Raw genomic sequence first — 16582 nt, 5'->3', positions numbered from 1 at the left:
CACTTCAATGATCCGGAATTTTGCGCTATCGTGACTTACCCACAGAGGAGCCCAAAGAGGAATTAGTCGCGCGATATGAGTGTTCAGATGAAGTCTACCTTAGAAACCCTGTTGACCAGTAAATGGTACTGGGGCTGCCTGGCACTGTTAGGTGTGGCTATGGAAGCGGTCGCTCTCTATTACCAATATGTATTAGGTGATGAACCTTGTCAGGTGTGTATTCATATTCGTATCTGGGTCGCGGCATTTACCTTACTGGCGGCACTGATGCTGATCCTGCCAAAGAATAAGTTGCTGAATCTGTTAGGCCACAGTGCCATGCTCGGTTGCATGATCGGTTTCTTCGAGCGCAGTAAATATTTATACGATGTGGAAATGGGCCGCGGTGATGGCAGCTGTGAATTCTTTTTGGGATTCCCGGAATGGTTTGCGCTGGATAAGTGGTTCCCGTTTATTTTTGAAGTGCGCAACTTGTGTGGTTTCACCCCGGATATGATTTGGGGGTTGAGTATGTCGGAAAGCCTGCTGTCTATGTCCGTGGGATTGATCGTTGTTTCCGCGGTAGCCCTGGTATTAAATGGCATCAAAGCGCTGAAAAACTAGGCGTATTTTTCTACTGATTGATTATTAAGCGGGAACCGTAAAGTCCCGCTATCTCTGTCTTTGCGATCCTTATCCACAGCTTGTCACGGTAACGATTCACGGTTTCTGTGGATGTTACAGAAACGTTATTCTATCCACACCCCAAATGAGAAAATTCTTCTGTCGTTTTGTTCAGAATCGGGTTGCAATTTTTTGGCAAAACCCTGCTGATTTTTTCACATTTGCGGCGGGTTATTTATTAAGCGGGATTGGCAAGGTCACGGCTGATAAGGGATCCGGAGCCTTATCCACAGCTTGCCCAAGGAGTGATTCAGTGTTTTTGTGGAGAAAGGAAAAGAGAGAAAGGGGTAAGGGTATTTCAAGGCGCCACAAGCACTCTGAAATACCCTAAGGCGGATTACTTACAGTACTTCAAACAGACCTGCAGCACCCATACCACCACCAACGCACATGGTGATAACAACGTATTTTTCACCGCGACGTTTAGCTTCCATCAACGCGTGCATTACCATACGCGTGCCACTCATACCGTAAGGGTGACCGATAGAAATTGCACCACCGTTAACGTTCAGGCGCTCGTTAGGAATGCCCAGCTGATCACGACAGTAGAGTACCTGAACGGCGAAGGCTTCGTTTAATTCCCACAGGCCGATATCGTCCATTTTTAAACCAGTGCGTTGCAGCAGTTTAGGAATGGCGAATACAGGGCCAATACCCATTTCGTCTGGTTCACAACCGGCAACCGCCATACCGCGGTAAACACCTAATGGCTCCAGGTTGCGTTGCTCGGCCAGTTTGCTGTCCATCATCACAACCGCAGCGGCACCGTCAGATAGCTGAGACGCGTTACCGCCGGTAATGCAGCCACCTTCACGTACAGCATTCAAACCGGACAGGCCTTCCAGGGTGGTGGAAGGGCGGTTACCTTCGTCTTTGCTCAGGGTCACTTGCTCTTCACTGGTCTCGCCGGTTTCTTTATTCATCACCAGTTTGGTGGCGGTAACCGGCACAATCTCATCTGCAAACAATCCGGCTTCCTGAGCGGCAGCAGTACGCTGCTGGGATTGCAGGGAGTATTCGTCCTGGGCTTCACGGGAGATGTTGTAGCGCTTGGCTACCACTTCAGCGGTATCCAGCATTGGCATATGAATATTGGGTGAATTGGCAATCGCCAGTGGATCCACCATGCGGTGAATATTCATGTGTTCGTTCTGCACCAGACTGATGGACTCACATCCACCGGCCACCAGAATCGGGGCACCGTCGAACATAATTTGTTTGGCACCAGTAGCAATGGTCATCAGGCCGGAGGAACACTGACGATCAATGGTCATGCCAGAAACGCTGGCAGGCAGGCCAGAGGCGATAGCGACTTGGCGACCCAGGTTGGCAAACTGTGTGCCCTGTTGGATAGAGGCTCCAAAAATACAATCGTCGATCTCGGCAGGATCAACACCAGCGCGTTCAACGGCGGCTTTTACAGCTACAGAAGACAGGGAAGGCGCTTCCAGATTATTAAAGGCTCCACGGTAGGCTTTACCGATGGGCGTACGAGCGGCTGATACAATTACGGCTTCTTTCATAGTGAATCCTTACATTGTTTTAATGGCCTAAAAAGGCTGGGCATAAAAAAGCCCGGCTATAGTGCAAATGCGAGAGAGCATAGCCGGGCTAGACAAAGCAATCGAAAATTCGGTTTAAGAAATTACTGCTGTGACTGAACGTAAGCCATGGCTTTGGTCAGGAATTTCTCACTCTGCTTGGCACCAGATTCCAGCTCGGACTGATTGCTGGTATCGCAAACGCCTTCCCAGTTTTCCAGAACCTGCTCAGGGGTTTGCTGAGCTTCTGGCAGGAAGATACCGTCGGTTTCAAACAGGCGGGTGCTGGCGTAACCACCGGCACCGGCACACAGAATCATGCGGGTTGGGGAATCTTTGTGGCACAGGGTTAAGGCGCCTGCGGTGACAGATTCTGCGGTCAGCATGTTGTAAATTTCCGGAGGCATCAGATCTTCGGTCATGCGGGTACCAGCGGTTGGTGCCAGGGCATTAACGTGAATATTGTTCTTGGCGCCTTCCAGTACCAGCGTGTTCATAAAGCCCAGTACCGCCATTTTGGCTGCACCGTAGTTGGACTGACCGAAGTTACCGTACATACCGCTGGACGAGGTGGTTACCACAATACGGCCGTAGTTCTGTTCGCGCATGATATCCCACACAGCTTTCGTGCAGTTAACCGTACCCATTACGTGAACATCCATCACCAGTTGGAAGTCAGCCAGATCCATCTTGGCGAAAGATTTATCGCGCAGAATACCGGCATTATTGATCAGAATATCTACACGACCCCACTTGTCCATGGCCTGCTGAACCATGTCTTGTACTTCGTCAAACTTGGCAACGTTAGCGCCGTGAGCGAAAGCTTCGCCACCGGCTTCTTCAATCAGGCGTACAACTTCCTGAGCTGCGTCGGAAGAAGCGCCACTACCGTCACGGGCACCGCCCAAATCGTTAACCACAACCTTGGCGCCGCGCTTGGCCAGCTCCAGTGCGTGTGAACGACCCAGGCCATTACCGGCACCTGTAACAATGGCCACCTGGCCTTCATATGAAATTGTCATAATGTTTCTCGCAAATCAGTGTGTAAAAAATTATTTAACCATCTGCATGCCGATCCACTCGGCTTTCAGGGCTGGTTTGTCGCTGCCTTCGATTTCTACTTCTACCTCATTGGTCAGCATAAACTGGCCAGGGTTTTTCTCAACCGCAGCAATCAGTTTGGCGTGGCAGCGAATACGGCTACCTACTTTTACTGGCGCGATAAAGCGAACCTTATCGAAGCCGTAGTTAACGCCCATGTAGACACCTTCAATCACTAGGTTAAAGGCTTCAGAGAAGTGTGACAGCATGGACAGCGTTAAGAAACCGTGGGCAATGGTGGAGCCAAATGGGGTTTCTTTGGCTTTCTCTGGATCCACGTGAATAAACTGGTGATCCCGGGTGCAGTCGGCGAACTGGTTGATTTGATCTTGGGTGACCGTGAACCAGTCACTGGTTTCCAGTTGTTGGCCAACGCTGTTTAAAACTTCCTCTCGGGATACTATTTTCATTGCTCTCTCTCCTTTTTGGTATTCGCCATTCCCGCGAACGCGGGAATCCAGGGCTACGAAGTCGTACTTCTCAGCTAAAGCATTGAGATCAAACTAAGTGCCATCAAACTGGATTCCCGCGTTCGCGGGAATGGCGGTAATAAAGTTTGTGCAAGGGTTGTTAGAACCACTCTTCCTGCATATCAAAGTTGGTAGTATCCAAATCCGAAATCAGCTTGGCCCAATGATAAATCTCTGGCAGCTCAGCACGGAAGAAATACTGCAGTGCGTGCAGCTTGCCACGGTAGAAGTGCTCATCACTTTCATGTGGCTGCTTGGCCAGTGCATTGTCAGCAACGATACCCTGCTTTAACCACAACCAGGCAATCACTACATGACCAAACAGATCCAGGTATTTCACTGAGTTGGAGAAGGCTGCATCGAGGTTCATGGACTGAGTTGCGCCCAGCACGGTTTCAGTAGTTTTCTTCAGTGTGACAATGGCTTCAGCCAGTTGATCGGCATAACCGCTCAAGGCATCGGACTGTTTGGCGATCTCGATAGTTTTTGCCATTTCCGTCAGGCAGGCGGTATAACCGGCAAAGTTATTCATCGGTACTTTACGGCCCAGCAGATCCAGCGACTGAACGCCGGTGGTGCCTTCGTGAATCGGGTTTAGGCGGTTGTCGCGGTAGAGTTGTTCCACCGGGTGCTCATTGATATAACCGTGGCCGCCGAGTACCTGAATGGCCAGGTAATTGGCTTTAGGGCCGTACTCGGATGGCCAGGTTTTAATAATGGGTGTCAGGAAATCCAGCAGGGTATGGGCGGCCTCACGTTCTTCTTTGGTGGGCGCTGTGCGGTAATCATCATCCAACTGGGAGCCCAATAAACACAGGGCGTATGCACCTTCGGAGTAGGCTTTTTGAGTCAACAGCATGCGGCGAACATCTGTATGCTGAATAATATTTACGGGTGGGGATAACGGATCTTTGTTAGAAAGAAGACGGCCTTGTGGGCGTTCTTTGGCGTAATCCAGAGAATACTGATAGCCGGTCAGTCCATTTAACGCCGCGGCAGTACCTACCATGATGCGTGCTTCGTTCATCATGTGGAACATGTAGGTCAAGCCTTTGTTTTCTTCACCTACCAAATAACCGATGGCGCCGTTATTTTCTCCAAAGCTCAATGCGGTAGAGGTCTGTGCGCGGCCACCCATTTTGTGGAACAGGCCGGCCAGGGCAACATCATTGGCTTCACCCAGTGAACCGTCTTCATTGACCATAATTTTTGGCACGATAAACAGGGAGATACCCTTAACGCCTTTAGGGGCGCCTTTCACGCGTGCCAATACCAGGTGTACGATGTTCTCGTTAAGGTTCTGGTCGCCGCCGGAGATAAAAATTTTGTTGCCGGAAATACGGTAGCTGCCATCGTCATCTTTAACGGCGGTGGTGGTCAGGTCGGCGAGACCTGAACCGGCACCGGGTTCAGTCATAGCCATGGTGCCGGCAAAGCGACCTTCACGCATGGGTACTACCCATTTTTCGATTTGCTCAGGGGTGCCGTGGGCTTGAATCAGGTTGGCGTTAGCATTGGTCAAGCCGGTATAACCCATGGCAACACCACCGGCGGCACTCAAGTAAGCGTTTACGGCGCTGGCAACAATACCGGGTAACTGCATGCCACCCAGTTCGAAGTCGGCGGTGGTGGAAGCCAGGCCGGATTCAATTACCGCATCAATGGCCGTTTTTAGCTCCTCTGGCTGATGGACTTTTTCGCCATCAAAGGTGGGTTGGCTGTTATCGAGCAGCGAGCGAATTGGCAGCAGGTACTTTTCGGCCACGGTTTGTGAGGTTTTCATGGCCGCGGCAAAGGTCTCGCGGCTATGGTCGGCGTAGCGAGGACGCTCAGTCAGGCCTTCGGCGTCAAACAGCTCATAGAGCATAAATTCCAGATCGCGTTCGCTGAGTATTGGAGCTGCCATAGGATTTTCCTTCGGAGTCAGTGCTTTGATAGTATATAAGCTCAATTGTGGCTAGCCGGGTGCGATATCGCCATTACCTCCAGCGTAAAGTTCGCTATTAACATGGGTGATGAGTGGCTATAACGGATGCTTATGACAGATGTAAAAACAGGACAAAACGGCTCTGATAAACCGGATGTGGTCTTTGGCCAGTTATTAAAGTTCTGGCGTGGAGTGCATGGGCTAAGCCAGGAGTCCCTGGCATTAAGCCTGGATGCCTCCACCCGACATATCAGCTTTTTGGAAAATGGTCGGGCCAGCCCCAGTAAGGCGATGGTAGAATCTATTGCGGAGGTGCTCGAGTTGGGTGAGCGAGACCGCTGCCACCTGTTATTGTCAGCCGGTTATAAACCCGTCGCCAAACCTGTCGACTTTTATGCGCCTGAATATAAATGGCTGCGCAAAGCCATGATGCTGTCGTTAAAAGCGCAGGATCCCTATCCGGCTACTTTAATGGATAGTTATGGCAAGTTATTAATGGTCAACAAAGGTTGGGTGCAGTTCTTTCAAAACGCCTGCCCGGATATTGAGCTCGACAGTGTCATTAATCATTACGATTTAATTTTCCTCAACCCTTCTAAACAAGAGCTGATGCCAGTTAAAGAAAATGCACTGGTATTAATGCTGATGTCATTGCAGCAAGAAGCCATTCTCAATCAGGATAAACGCGTACAGACACTTGTTGATCGTCTGTCCGCTTTGCCGCAAATCCCCAAAGACTGGCAGAAGCGCGCTGCCAAACTCGAACCTATGGCCAGCTTCCGTATTCCGGTAGTGATTGATGGCAAGGAGCAGTCCTTTTTCAGTGTCAATCAGAACGTGGGGGAGATGGGGCCAACGGGTTATATCTCTGAGCCGCGGTTGGTGATAAATACGCTGTATCCTGAGGATGAGTCGTTGGTGCTGGAGGTGTCAGACGCGCTTCAGCATCCTTTGTTGCCTTATTAATCAATCAGCAGCACTATTGTTTTTTGTTGGGGGTGGCTTGCTTGTGGGGCGCCCTGTATGTTCAACTAGCGCTACTGGAACTTTACCTCTCTTGGTCATGGATGATATGTCATATTTCTACTCTACCCTTCTGCTTTGTTCTGTCGCCTTACGGAGGCTGACGGCTTACTCGTATTTCTCTCGCTAGACCTTCTTTTCTTCGGAAAATGATGCGCTTATAGCTTTTTGTGTGTGTTTGTTTTCCAAAAAATCCTTATTTATCAATATGTTACGCATAAATAATTGTTACATGTAATATTTCTTGACCGTATTACATGTAATGGTTTAGTCTAAATTCATGAAAGCAAAATCATCTGCACATTATCAACGTGAATACCGCAAGCGCCTGCGTGAGCAGGGGCTGGTGAAAAAAGAGGTATGGATCCGCCCAGAGAATGCCAAGCAGCTGTCCGTGATGGAAAAGCAGTTGCGGCAGGAGGTGGATGAAGATTGGTTAAAAGGAGTAAGTGCTATGACAGTAGGTAATCAAGCGTGGACAACCACGGGTTTGTATGAGGCGCTCAAGGATGTTGAGTTATTTAGTTCTGGTAAGGCGAGTGTTGAATTAATTGACGGGGTTGAGCCCGCGTTACACCTGGTAATGAATGAGTACGGCGATTTGCCGGTGTTTCTGACTGTGTCCGGTGAGCAAATTATTGTTGAGGCGGTTTTGTGGTCCGTTAATGAAGTGAGTGATGTGGCGGCCTTTAACGATGCGGTATTGCGTACTCATAAATACTTCCCGCTCTCCACCATTAGTTTGGATCACGTGGGCCCCGATGCCGATTACTACCATATGTTCGGTGCGTTGAGTTCGTCTTCCATTCTTGAGAATGTGGTTTTTGAAATCGAAGTGTTGGCCAGCAATGTGATTCAGGCGACGGAAGCCTATGCTGATTTTCTTACATTCCAGGTTGCGGCTAGCTAGAGGGAAATTGTTATGAATATTTGGTCCAAAATGATGACGGCCTTGCGCGGTGGTGTTAATGAAGCTGGCGAAGCCATTGTTGATACTCAGGCGTTGCGTATTCTCGATCAGGAGGTGCGCGAAGCAGCCGAAGATTTAAAGCACTCGAAAGACAGTCTGGCTGATATTATGGCCAGACAGAAACTGGCAGAAAAGAAGTGTGCTGATATTCACAAGCAAGTTGAAGAGCATGAGGGTTATGCGCTCAAAGCACTGGAAAAAGGTGATGAATCGCTGGCTCACGAGGTGGCTGAAAAGATTGCTGATTTGGAAAATCAGCTAACACAGGAGTCGGAAGCTGAGCAGGGATATGCTACCAGTGCGAGTAATTTACGAACAGCTATCAAGCAAACCGAGCAAAACCTGAAACGCTTAAAGCAGCAGGTGGATACGGTGAAGGCTACTGAGAATGTACAGCGTGCTCAGGCTGCTGTTGCTGAGCGACACAGTGGTTCGCAGTCAAAAATGCGCACGGCAATGGATTCTCTTGAACGAATTAAAGAGAAACAGGCTCTGAAATCCGCGCAGATGAAAGCTGCTGAAGAATTAGCTGGGGAGACTACGGGTTCTTCGCTGCAGGCTAAGTTGCGGGAGGCTGGTATAGCTCCGGCGGGAAAAAGCGCTGATGATATCTTAGAGCGTATTAAAAGTAAGAAAAGCTAGAAGTAAGTCGTCCGTCTAATGCGGGCATCTATATAAGAAGAAAGTAAAGCACTAAGGAGTAGGGCATGTTTGCAATTTTGTTGAGTGATCAGATGGATCCTTTCTATCAAAATATCACTTCCTTTCCTACGGTGTTTTTTACTTTTTTCTTGTTGTTGAGCGTTTTTTATGGGCTCTTTGCTGTATTAGGCTTGCTGGATCTCAGTGTGATTGACATTGATGTGCCGGAGGCTGAATACAGCCCTGCTGATGGGTTATCGGCTGCCAGTGTGTTGGGCGGGTTGTTATTGCGTTTAGGGTTAAACGGCGTACCTTTGCCGATTATAGTGGTTTTGATATCACTATTTGGATGGTTTCTCAGCTATTACGGTGTTTACTTTTTTATAGGCTATGATCCCGTTGCGTTCACGAAATATTTGTTTGGTGTTCCGATCTTTTTTATCTCTCTATTTGTGTCGGCTTTTTTGACTGGTCTGATCCTTAAGCCACTTCGGCCGGTGTTTCAAGCAATGGATCAGGAAGTGGAAAAAAAAGTAATTGGTCGTGTTGGAGTGGTTAGAACTACAACGGTGAGCAAGACATTTGGTGAGGCGAGTGTTGAGGACGGTGGTGCTGGCTTGATCGTCAAGGTGCGCTCGTACAATGACGAAGAATTCAAACGTGGTGATAGAGTGGTTCTGCTTGAGTATGTTGAAGCAGAGCATGTTTATCGAGTTATTTCGGAGCAGGAGTTTAATGCTTAGATTTCTCGATTAAAGGGCTGTTCTTACACATATTGATGTCAGGGCAGTGTAGATTCTTAAGGCTTAGTCAAAAATTGGTTGGGTCAGTGTTAAAACGGTAGTTCAAGGAGAGATGATATGTCTCAGGAAATAGCGACATTGGGTGGGGTTGTCACATTTGTTGGTGGCTTCTTTTTGTTTATGGTGGTATTGGCTGCTCTTTTTAAATCCTTCTATGTCAAGGTGGAGCAGGGTATAGCTTTAATCAAAAATGATCTAAGTAGTCGGCCTAAAGTGTTTTTTACCGGGGCCTGGATCATACCTGTGATTCACAAGAAAGAATTGATGCGTATCTCTTTGATTACCATGGAAGTTGATAGGCGTGGTAAAGATGGGTTGATCTGTGCTGATAATATGCGTGCAGATATTACAGTCGCATTTTACTTGCGTGTTAATGAGACTCCAGAGGATGTTCTCAAAGTGGCTAAGTCCATCGGTGCAAGTCGCGCTTCTGATCGCGATGCAGTTAATGAGTTGTTCAACGCTAAATTCTCTGAAGCACTCAAAACGGTCGGTAAGCAAATCGACTTTGTTCAGCTGTTTGAAAATCGTCAACAATTTCGTGATAAGATCATAGAAGTGATTGGCGACGATTTAAATGGTTATGTGTTGGAAGATGTTGCCATTGATTATCTGGAGCAAACGCCGAAAGCATCCCTGGATCCTAGTAATATTCTTGATGCCGAAGGTATCAAAAAGATTACTGAGCTGACCGCAGAGCAAAATGTTCGTACCAATATTTTGGAGCGTGACGAAGAGCTGGCAATTAAGAAGAAAAATGTAGAAACCGTTGAGGCTATGTTGGAATTGGAGCGTCAGCAGGCTGACGCCGAGGCCAAGCAGGAGCGTGAGGTTGCTACCATTCGAGCCCGTGAAGAAGCTGAGACCAAAAAGGTTCAGGAAGAAGAGCGTCAAAAGGCTGAGGCAGCTACGATTGAGGCTGATCAGAATCTGGCTGTTCAAACTGAAAATCAGAAACGCGAAATTGAGGTTGCTGAGCAAAATCGTCAGCGTGCTGTAGTGATTGAGGTAGAAAAAGTAACGCGCGCACGCGATCTGGAAGTTGTTTCCCGTGAACGTGAGGTTGAGCTGCAGAAGATTGAAGCAGAAAAGGCGGTTGAGGTTGAGAAGAAAGAAATTGCCAATGTGATTCGTGAGCGTGTAGCAGTTGATAAAACGGTTGCGATTGAAGAGGAGCGTATCAAAGAGGTGCGTGAAGTCTCTGAAGCTGATCGCGCCAAGCAAACTCAGGTATTGGCAGCTGAAGCGGTTGCGGAAGAAGATAAGGTTAAGCAGGTGAAAGCGGCTGAAGCTGAAGAGCTATCCGCCAAGCATAAGGCTGTTGAGGTGACTACCCTGGCGCAGGCTGAACTGGAGGCCGCGGCAAAAGAGGCCGATGCCAAGAAGAAATTGGCTGAAGGTGTTCAGGCTGAGCGTGCTGCCCCTGGTTTGGCGGATGCCAAAGTACAGGAAGCTAAAGCAGATGCCTTGGAAAAAGAAGGAGTGGCAGAAGCCCATGTCATTAAGGCTAAAGGTAATGCAGAAGCTGAGGCATTACTGGGTGTTGGTAAAGCACAGGCGGAGGTGACTGAATCTCAAGGTGATGCTGATGCGAAGGCTGAACGTGAGCTTGGTTTGGCCAATGCCGAAGTGACTCGAGAGCAATTTAAAGCTGAAGCCGATGGTTTGGTTGAGAAGTTTGATGCCATGAATAGCATGAGCGATCAAGCTCGCTCTCACGAAGAATACCGCATGGGCCTTGAGACTGCGCTTAAAGAAGCGCTGGCCTCCATTGACGCCGGTAAGGATATCGCCAAAGAAAATGCTGAAGTGCTGGCTACTGCTCTGCAGAAAGCCAAGATCGATATCGTGGGTGGCGAAGATCACTTCTTTAATAATTTCGCCAAGTCGCTGTCTATTGGTAAGGCCGTAGATGGGCTGGCCGATAAGAGCGGTACCATTCAAACCCTTATCGATCGCGTTGTACACGGTAAGCCATTGTTGGACCCTTCAATCCTCAGTTCCATGAAGGAAGAAACTGCTGAAGTAGACTAGTGCAGCATTGAGTGTTCTGGTTTAGTTCGAGCTGGCGCCTGGCGCCAGCCATAAGATCTTTCATGGGATTGTGTAGTTAAGGGAAGACAAAAATGGTGCAGCAAGAAAACGCCAAACCTGTTGATGAGAGCATTGTTGATAACGCTGTTGCGGAAGGTGGTGCTTACGAAATTATTCGCAAGCGCCTGATTGAGCAGGGGCGACAACTGAGCGGCAAAGCAGCTGAGCTAAACAGCGCAAGGCTAGAGGAGTTTGGCAGCTCCGATATGAATGTTGTTGGTCGTGTTCGGGTACGTACAGACAATAACTGTATTGCCAGGGATATTGTGCAAGTGGGTGATCACTTGCTGTTTGGCTACAACGTCTTTATCGGCTTAAAAAAGGAAACCAGGGTTGAAGACGTCTTTGCCTTGTTTTCTCTGCAGTCCGGTGAGTCCGGCTATGATATGCAGCCTGCTAGCCCAACAGAGAGTTTTCTCACGCAAACCAGTTTTGTTAACGACTTTGAAGAACTGTACCGTTACTACAAGCACACCAAGCTGATTGAGTTAACCGTTAAAAACGGCAAGCTATTGGCGGGCTTTCAAATCGGTGAGCGCATGGAAGATATCAGAGTCTTCCGCTGGTCTATTTCTGCCGACGGTAAAACGATTAACTATATCGATAACCGTGGTGAGCGGGACATCCAGCTGCCGCCGGCCTATGACTTCGAGTGGACAGATGTTACCCGTGAAGACAGTGTCCATGGTCGGCATCCCCACATTAATATTCTTGATACCGTCTTTATCGATACCATCGGTGGCGATCTAACCATTAAAGTTGAAAATAATACCGAAGATGGTTTGGGTATCTTTAGTGAGTCTGTCGAGGATAAAACCCAGTCTCTTGATGATGCCCAGATCGCATTCTCCGATGTTGGCGATTTGATTCTGCTAAAGGTTCGTCCTTATCGGGAAGAGGAGTGGCGATACTATATCTTCAATAAGCTCACCGAGTCCGTATTACGTGTCGATGCGATTGGTGAATCCTGTGTCCAGCTCCCCGAAGACCACGGTATTATTTTCCCTGGCGGCTATTACCTGCAGACGGGAGAATTCAAATCATTTGATGAAGAGGTCGAGGGTTTAAAGTTTAAGCGTGCCATTCGCTCTCCTAATGGTGAAGATGTACTCTATGTTTTCTACGAGCCAGAGCAGGGTGTCATTGGGCTGTTTGCCTATAACCTGATTGAAAAACAGCTGCAGAACCCTATTTATGGTCATGGCTATGCGTTAGCCGAAAATGGTCAGCTGGTAATCTTCTCTGCGGAAGGAGAACCTACTCGGGTTCATCCTATGCAGATATGGCAGACGCCTTACGTCTCCGCTGAATATGCCAGTCAGCAGCCAGCCAGTCAGACCTTCTTCGGTCGTATTGGTAATGCCGAATTGGTGCGCGGCGTTTCGGATCTCTACAGCGTTTGTCGAATGATCGATAATCAGTCGGTCTCGTCACGTTTATATGAAGAGTTGGTTAAATCTGCAAAGAAATTATTCGACGATCACTATTGGCTGGAAGAAAAGGGTACAGAAGCACCAGAGCTTGAAGGCCTGCCGGAAATCATCAGGGAGGTCGCGAATACTGCCGATCTGGTTATTGATGAATTTGAAAAAGTAGAGAGTATTCGTCAGCAATCTGCGAAAACCATGCAGGAAGCTGAGCAGGTACAAACTGATCTTGTGCAGTCTGTTCGTCCGGACAGCTGGGATACGACAGAAGAGTTTGTTGATGCTTTGGGCAAGTTAAGGCGTCAACGCGGTCACTTGGTAACGATTCGAGAGTATCGTTATATCAATATAGCTCGGATTGATGAAATGGATCAGCAATTACGAGGCTTGGAGGATACCTTAAGTGAGCAAACAGTAGCGTTTCTCTCCGATGAGAAGGCGTTAGAGCCCTATCAGGTCAAAATTAAGGACATTAATCAGCAGGTAGAAGATGCCAAAACCATAGCTGTTTTGGAGCCTTTGATTGAATTAATCGAGGATACTGCCTCTGGGTTGGATATCCTATCGGAATTAATGGCGACCCTAAAAGTCCAGGATGCTACCGTAAGAACACGTATTATTGATGCTATTTCACTGGTCTACTCACAACTTAATCAGAGCAAGGCGGGTGCCAAGCATAAACAAAAAGACCTGGGCTCTGCTGAAGCTGTGGCGCAATTCGGTGCCCAGTTCAAACTCTTCTCACAGAGTATTACCAATGCGCTGGGGATGTCTTCTACCCCTGAGAGATGTGACGAGCAGCTATCCCGACTGTTAGTTCAATTGGAAGAGCTGGAAAGTCAGTTTAGTGACTTCGACCAGTTCCTTGCCGATATTATGGATAAGCGTGAAGAGGTCTATGAGTCCTTCGAAACGCACAAGCAAAAGCTGCTAGATGAACGCCAGCGAAAAGCCCAGAACGTGGCGGATGCGGCGGGACGAATTTTGGGGAGTATTGAAAAGCGCTCGTTGAAATTTACCGAGGCTGATGAGCTTAACACTTACTTCGCCTCCGACGCTCTAGCAATGAAAATCCGCGAGCTGGTCGAGCAGCTGCGCGAACTCGACAGTGCCGTCAAAGCTGATGATATTGAATCCCGCTATAAAGCGATTAAAGAGCAAGCCTTGCGTAGTTTGCGGGATAAATCCGACATCTATGAAGATGGAGGCAATATCATTAAGTTGGGGCCAAGACATAAATTCTCAGTCAATACTCAGGAATTGGATCTAACCATTATTCCCCGTGACGGTGCATTGAATGTGCACCTCACCGGTACGAATTATTTTGAGCCTATTACCCATCCGGATTTGTTAGCGCTGAGGCAATACTGGGATATCACCCTCGAATCAGAAACACCGAAGGTTTATCGATCAGAGTATTTGGCATCGCTCATTCTGGATGCCGCACAACATCAGCGCCAAGAGCTGAGTATGGATATGTTGCGTGACGCCCTGCGTGACGATAAACGTATCAATCAGTTGGTTCGAGAATTTGCGGCGCCACGTTATAAAGAAGGATATGAGAAGGGTATCCACGATGCTGATGCCGTCGCGTTGTTGCGAGAACTTGTACCGGCCTTTGATCGAGCAGACTTGCTGCAATACGATCCCCTAAGTCGTGGCCTGGCACAGATTTATTGGGCCAATATTAAAAATATCGCACAGGCTACAGCCAAGCTTGCCAGTGACAATGGCGAGCGAGCAAAGATTTCCTATGAAACCTGGCCGGAAAGGGCGCAGTCGGCATTACAGATGCAATCCCTTTTTGCCAGCAATGATGCTGTTGAGCTACTGGCCGGGGAGATTCGTTTGGCCATGCAGCACTTTGTTGAGTTGCATCCCTTGCCTGTTAAGCCATTGGATATTCGCCGGGCGGCAGATTACCTGGTGGCGGAATTAGGGCGTGAGCGTGTCGAATTTATCGGCAGTAAATATGCAACTCAGCTGGTAGAAGAGCTGAAGCGTTCTGTGGATGATTCAACCTGGCGGCGTTACTTGATGTCTCTGGAAAAAATGCTGGGTTGGCCTGCTGAACGTTGGAATTTAACGACTGCCTGGTTGCAGGCGTTGGTGGATGAAAAATCTCTGACTCATCTTAGTCGTTATATTCCCGAGGCAACGGCGTTGATTAATGCCGATGCCCGTCTGGAGCGGCGTTTTACCGAAGTCGATCTGGAGCTGAGTGTTGATGGGTTGTTGGGGGATCATGAAACCATTAATGATCGCACCCTGAATTTCGCGCTGGATGAATTCCTGCAGAGACTGGAATATCACCGTTATGAGGTTGTTCCCGCGTACCACAAATACCTGCAGGTGCGTCAGGATATCATTACCTCAGAGAAAGAGTCTTTGCGGCTAAATGAATTTAAAGCCCGTCCGCTCAGTTCATTTGTCCGCAACCGTTTGATTAACGAATCCTACCTGCCTTTGATTGGTGACAACCTCGCCAAGCAAATGGGTACGGTAGGTGAAAACAAGCGAACAGACCTAATGGGCCTGTTAATGATGATCTCGCCACCTGGCTACGGTAAAACCACCTTGATGGAATATGTGGCTAACCGGTTGGGCTTGATCTTTATGAAGATCAACTGTCCTTCATTGGGTCATGAGGTGGTATCCCTTGATCCTCAGCAAGCGCCTAATGCTACGGCCAGGCAGGAATTGGAAAAACTCAATCTGGCTTTGGAGATGGGTAATAACGTTATGCTGTATCTGGATGATATCCAGCATACCGATCCCGAGTTCTTGCAGAAGTTTATTTCACTCTGTGATGGTACCCGCCGTATTGAAGGTGTTTGGAAAGAGAAAACCAAAACCTATGATATGCGTGGTCGCAAGTTCTGCGTGGTGATGGCGGGTAACCCCTACACCGAATCCGGTGAAGCCTTCAAAATCCCTGACATGTTGGCCAACCGGGCTGATATTTATAACTTGGGTGATATTTTGGGTGGCATGGATGAACAGTTTGCCCTGAGTTATATCGAAAATGCGCTGACGTCTAATCAGGTGTTGGCCCCATTGGCGGTGCGTGAAATGGGAGATGTTTACAAGCTGATTGATATGGCGGGTGGTGCAAGTGTGGCCACGACTGATCTATCCCATCAGTACAGCGGTGCTGAAATCAATGAAATTACCGAAATTTTTAAAAAGATGATGGTGATTCGCGATGTTGTACTGAAAATTAATCAGCAATATATCGCTTCTGCCGCGCAAGATGATAAATACCGTACAGAGCCGTCATTCAAATTGCAGGGTAGTTACCGCAATATGAACAAGATGACGGAAAAAATCTCGGCGGTTATGAATCAGGATGAGCTGATGCAGATGATTGCCGATCACTACTTGGGTGAAGCCCAGCTGCTAACCACCGGTGCCGAGGATAACCTGTTAAAACTGGCGGAATTACGCGGCAATATGGATGCCGAGCAGGAACAGCGTTGGCAGCAAATTAAAAAGGATTTTATGCGTAACAAGGCCATGGGCGGTGATGATGCTGATACCGGTGGCAAAGTGGTCGCACAATTGGCTGATTTGGTTGATGGTATTCAGGTATTAGGTAGTGCTGCTACTCAAAAGCTCCAAGCTGAGAATGACGAGAAGCCAGCAGAGTCTGAGGCAGAAGCTTTGCCGCAGCTGTTAGAAAAGCTTATCTCCGCCGTCGAGTCTGCCAAGCCTGATGTGAAGGTTGTCAATCAGCCGGTACCGGGAATGGATAAAATGCTGTCAGTACTGGCAGAAACCATTGAGCACAGTATTTTCCCTCTGGTGCGTAGTATGGATAAGAAGCTGGAAATTGATCTCAAGACTCACGATAAAATGAAAAATATATCTAATCAGTTACGTGAACTTGAAGCCTCTATCGCCAAACCAAGTTAATCATTG

General features: G+C 48.2%; 11 protein-coding genes. 7 read left to right on the top strand and 4 right to left on the bottom strand.

Going from position 1 to position 16582, the window contains the following annotated elements; genetic code table 11:
• Positions 1 to 87: 87 nt before the first annotated feature.
• The gene (locus tag ACGHZ6_RS21495; protein ID WP_390616109.1) at positions 88 to 603 is read left to right on the top strand and encodes a disulfide bond formation protein B; all 516 of its coding nucleotides are present in this window, start codon (positions 88 to 90) and stop codon (positions 601 to 603) included.
• A 401-nt stretch (positions 604 to 1004) separates the two neighbouring features.
• Here ACGHZ6_RS21495 and ACGHZ6_RS21490 read toward each other — a convergent pair whose 3' ends face one another.
• The 4 genes from ACGHZ6_RS21490 to ACGHZ6_RS21475 all read right to left on the bottom strand — a co-directional run bounded on the left by ACGHZ6_RS21490 (position 1005) and on the right by ACGHZ6_RS21475 (position 5681).
• Positions 1005 to 2186, bottom strand: coding sequence for an acetyl-CoA C-acyltransferase (locus ACGHZ6_RS21490; protein WP_390616108.1), 1182 nt, complete (start codon positions 2184 to 2186; stop codon positions 1005 to 1007).
• Positions 2187 to 2308: 122 nt separating this feature from the next.
• The gene (locus tag ACGHZ6_RS21485) at positions 2309 to 3226 is read right to left on the bottom strand and encodes an SDR family NAD(P)-dependent oxidoreductase (RefSeq protein ID WP_390616107.1); all 918 of its coding nucleotides are present in this window, start codon (positions 3224 to 3226) and stop codon (positions 2309 to 2311) included.
• Positions 3227 to 3256: 30 nt separating this feature from the next.
• On the bottom strand, positions 3257 to 3715 hold the full coding sequence (locus ACGHZ6_RS21480; protein ID WP_390616106.1) for a MaoC family dehydratase: 459 nt from the start codon (positions 3713 to 3715) through the stop codon (positions 3257 to 3259).
• A 160-nt stretch (positions 3716 to 3875) separates the two neighbouring features.
• Entirely contained in the window at positions 3876 to 5681 is a 1806-nt protein-coding gene (locus ACGHZ6_RS21475) for an acyl-CoA dehydrogenase (RefSeq protein WP_390616105.1), read from the bottom strand.
• 132 nt (positions 5682 to 5813) lie between these two features.
• Between ACGHZ6_RS21475 and ACGHZ6_RS21470 the strand changes: the two genes are divergently transcribed.
• From ACGHZ6_RS21470 to ACGHZ6_RS21445, 6 genes are all read left to right on the top strand, one after another.
• Positions 5814 to 6668: a helix-turn-helix domain-containing protein gene (locus ACGHZ6_RS21470; RefSeq protein WP_390616104.1), complete on the top strand. Its 855-nt coding sequence runs from the start codon at positions 5814 to 5816 to the stop codon at positions 6666 to 6668.
• A 337-nt stretch (positions 6669 to 7005) separates the two neighbouring features.
• Positions 7006 to 7635, top strand: a complete 630-nt coding sequence (locus ACGHZ6_RS21465) for a YjfI family protein (protein ID WP_390616103.1) — start codon at positions 7006 to 7008, stop codon at positions 7633 to 7635.
• A gap of 12 nt (positions 7636 to 7647) precedes the next feature.
• Complete coding sequence (locus ACGHZ6_RS21460; protein WP_390616102.1) at positions 7648 to 8337, top strand: PspA/IM30 family protein; 690 nt, start codon at positions 7648 to 7650, stop codon at positions 8335 to 8337.
• A gap of 65 nt (positions 8338 to 8402) precedes the next feature.
• A complete protein-coding gene (locus tag ACGHZ6_RS21455) occupies positions 8403 to 9080 on the top strand; it encodes a DUF1449 domain-containing protein (protein WP_390616101.1) in 678 nt (225 codons plus the stop codon).
• 117 nt (positions 9081 to 9197) lie between these two features.
• Positions 9198 to 11174, top strand: coding sequence for a hypothetical protein (locus tag ACGHZ6_RS21450; protein WP_390616100.1), 1977 nt, complete (start codon positions 9198 to 9200; stop codon positions 11172 to 11174).
• A 92-nt stretch (positions 11175 to 11266) separates the two neighbouring features.
• Complete coding sequence (locus tag ACGHZ6_RS21445; protein WP_390616099.1) at positions 11267 to 16576, top strand: DNA repair ATPase; 5310 nt, start codon at positions 11267 to 11269, stop codon at positions 16574 to 16576.
• The last annotated feature ends 6 nt before the right edge of the window (positions 16577 to 16582 follow it).

The organism is Maricurvus nonylphenolicus (assembly GCF_042854845.1).
GTDB classification, from domain to species: Bacteria; Pseudomonadota; Gammaproteobacteria; order Pseudomonadales; family Cellvibrionaceae; genus Maricurvus; species Maricurvus nonylphenolicus.
Note: the sequence above shows the minus strand (reverse complement) of the source record. Positions and strands in the feature narration are given on the sequence as shown.

Coding starts and splice junctions, on each gene's coding strand:
- ACGHZ6_RS21495 (WP_390616109.1), top strand. CDS start 88: ATGAAGTCTACCTTAGAAACCCTGTTGACCAGTAAATGGTACTGGGGC.
- ACGHZ6_RS21490 (WP_390616108.1), bottom strand. CDS start 2,186: ATGAAAGAAGCCGTAATTGTATCAGCCGCTCGTACGCCCATCGGTAAA.
- ACGHZ6_RS21485 (WP_390616107.1), bottom strand. CDS start 3,226: ATGACAATTTCATATGAAGGCCAGGTGGCCATTGTTACAGGTGCCGGT.
- ACGHZ6_RS21480 (WP_390616106.1), bottom strand. CDS start 3,715: ATGAAAATAGTATCCCGAGAGGAAGTTTTAAACAGCGTTGGCCAACAA.
- ACGHZ6_RS21475 (WP_390616105.1), bottom strand. CDS start 5,681: ATGGCAGCTCCAATACTCAGCGAACGCGATCTGGAATTTATGCTCTAT.
- ACGHZ6_RS21470 (WP_390616104.1), top strand. CDS start 5,814: ATGACAGATGTAAAAACAGGACAAAACGGCTCTGATAAACCGGATGTG.
- ACGHZ6_RS21465 (WP_390616103.1), top strand. CDS start 7,006: ATGAAAGCAAAATCATCTGCACATTATCAACGTGAATACCGCAAGCGC.
- ACGHZ6_RS21460 (WP_390616102.1), top strand. CDS start 7,648: ATGAATATTTGGTCCAAAATGATGACGGCCTTGCGCGGTGGTGTTAAT.
- ACGHZ6_RS21455 (WP_390616101.1), top strand. CDS start 8,403: ATGTTTGCAATTTTGTTGAGTGATCAGATGGATCCTTTCTATCAAAAT.
- ACGHZ6_RS21450 (WP_390616100.1), top strand. CDS start 9,198: ATGTCTCAGGAAATAGCGACATTGGGTGGGGTTGTCACATTTGTTGGT.
- ACGHZ6_RS21445 (WP_390616099.1), top strand. CDS start 11,267: ATGGTGCAGCAAGAAAACGCCAAACCTGTTGATGAGAGCATTGTTGAT.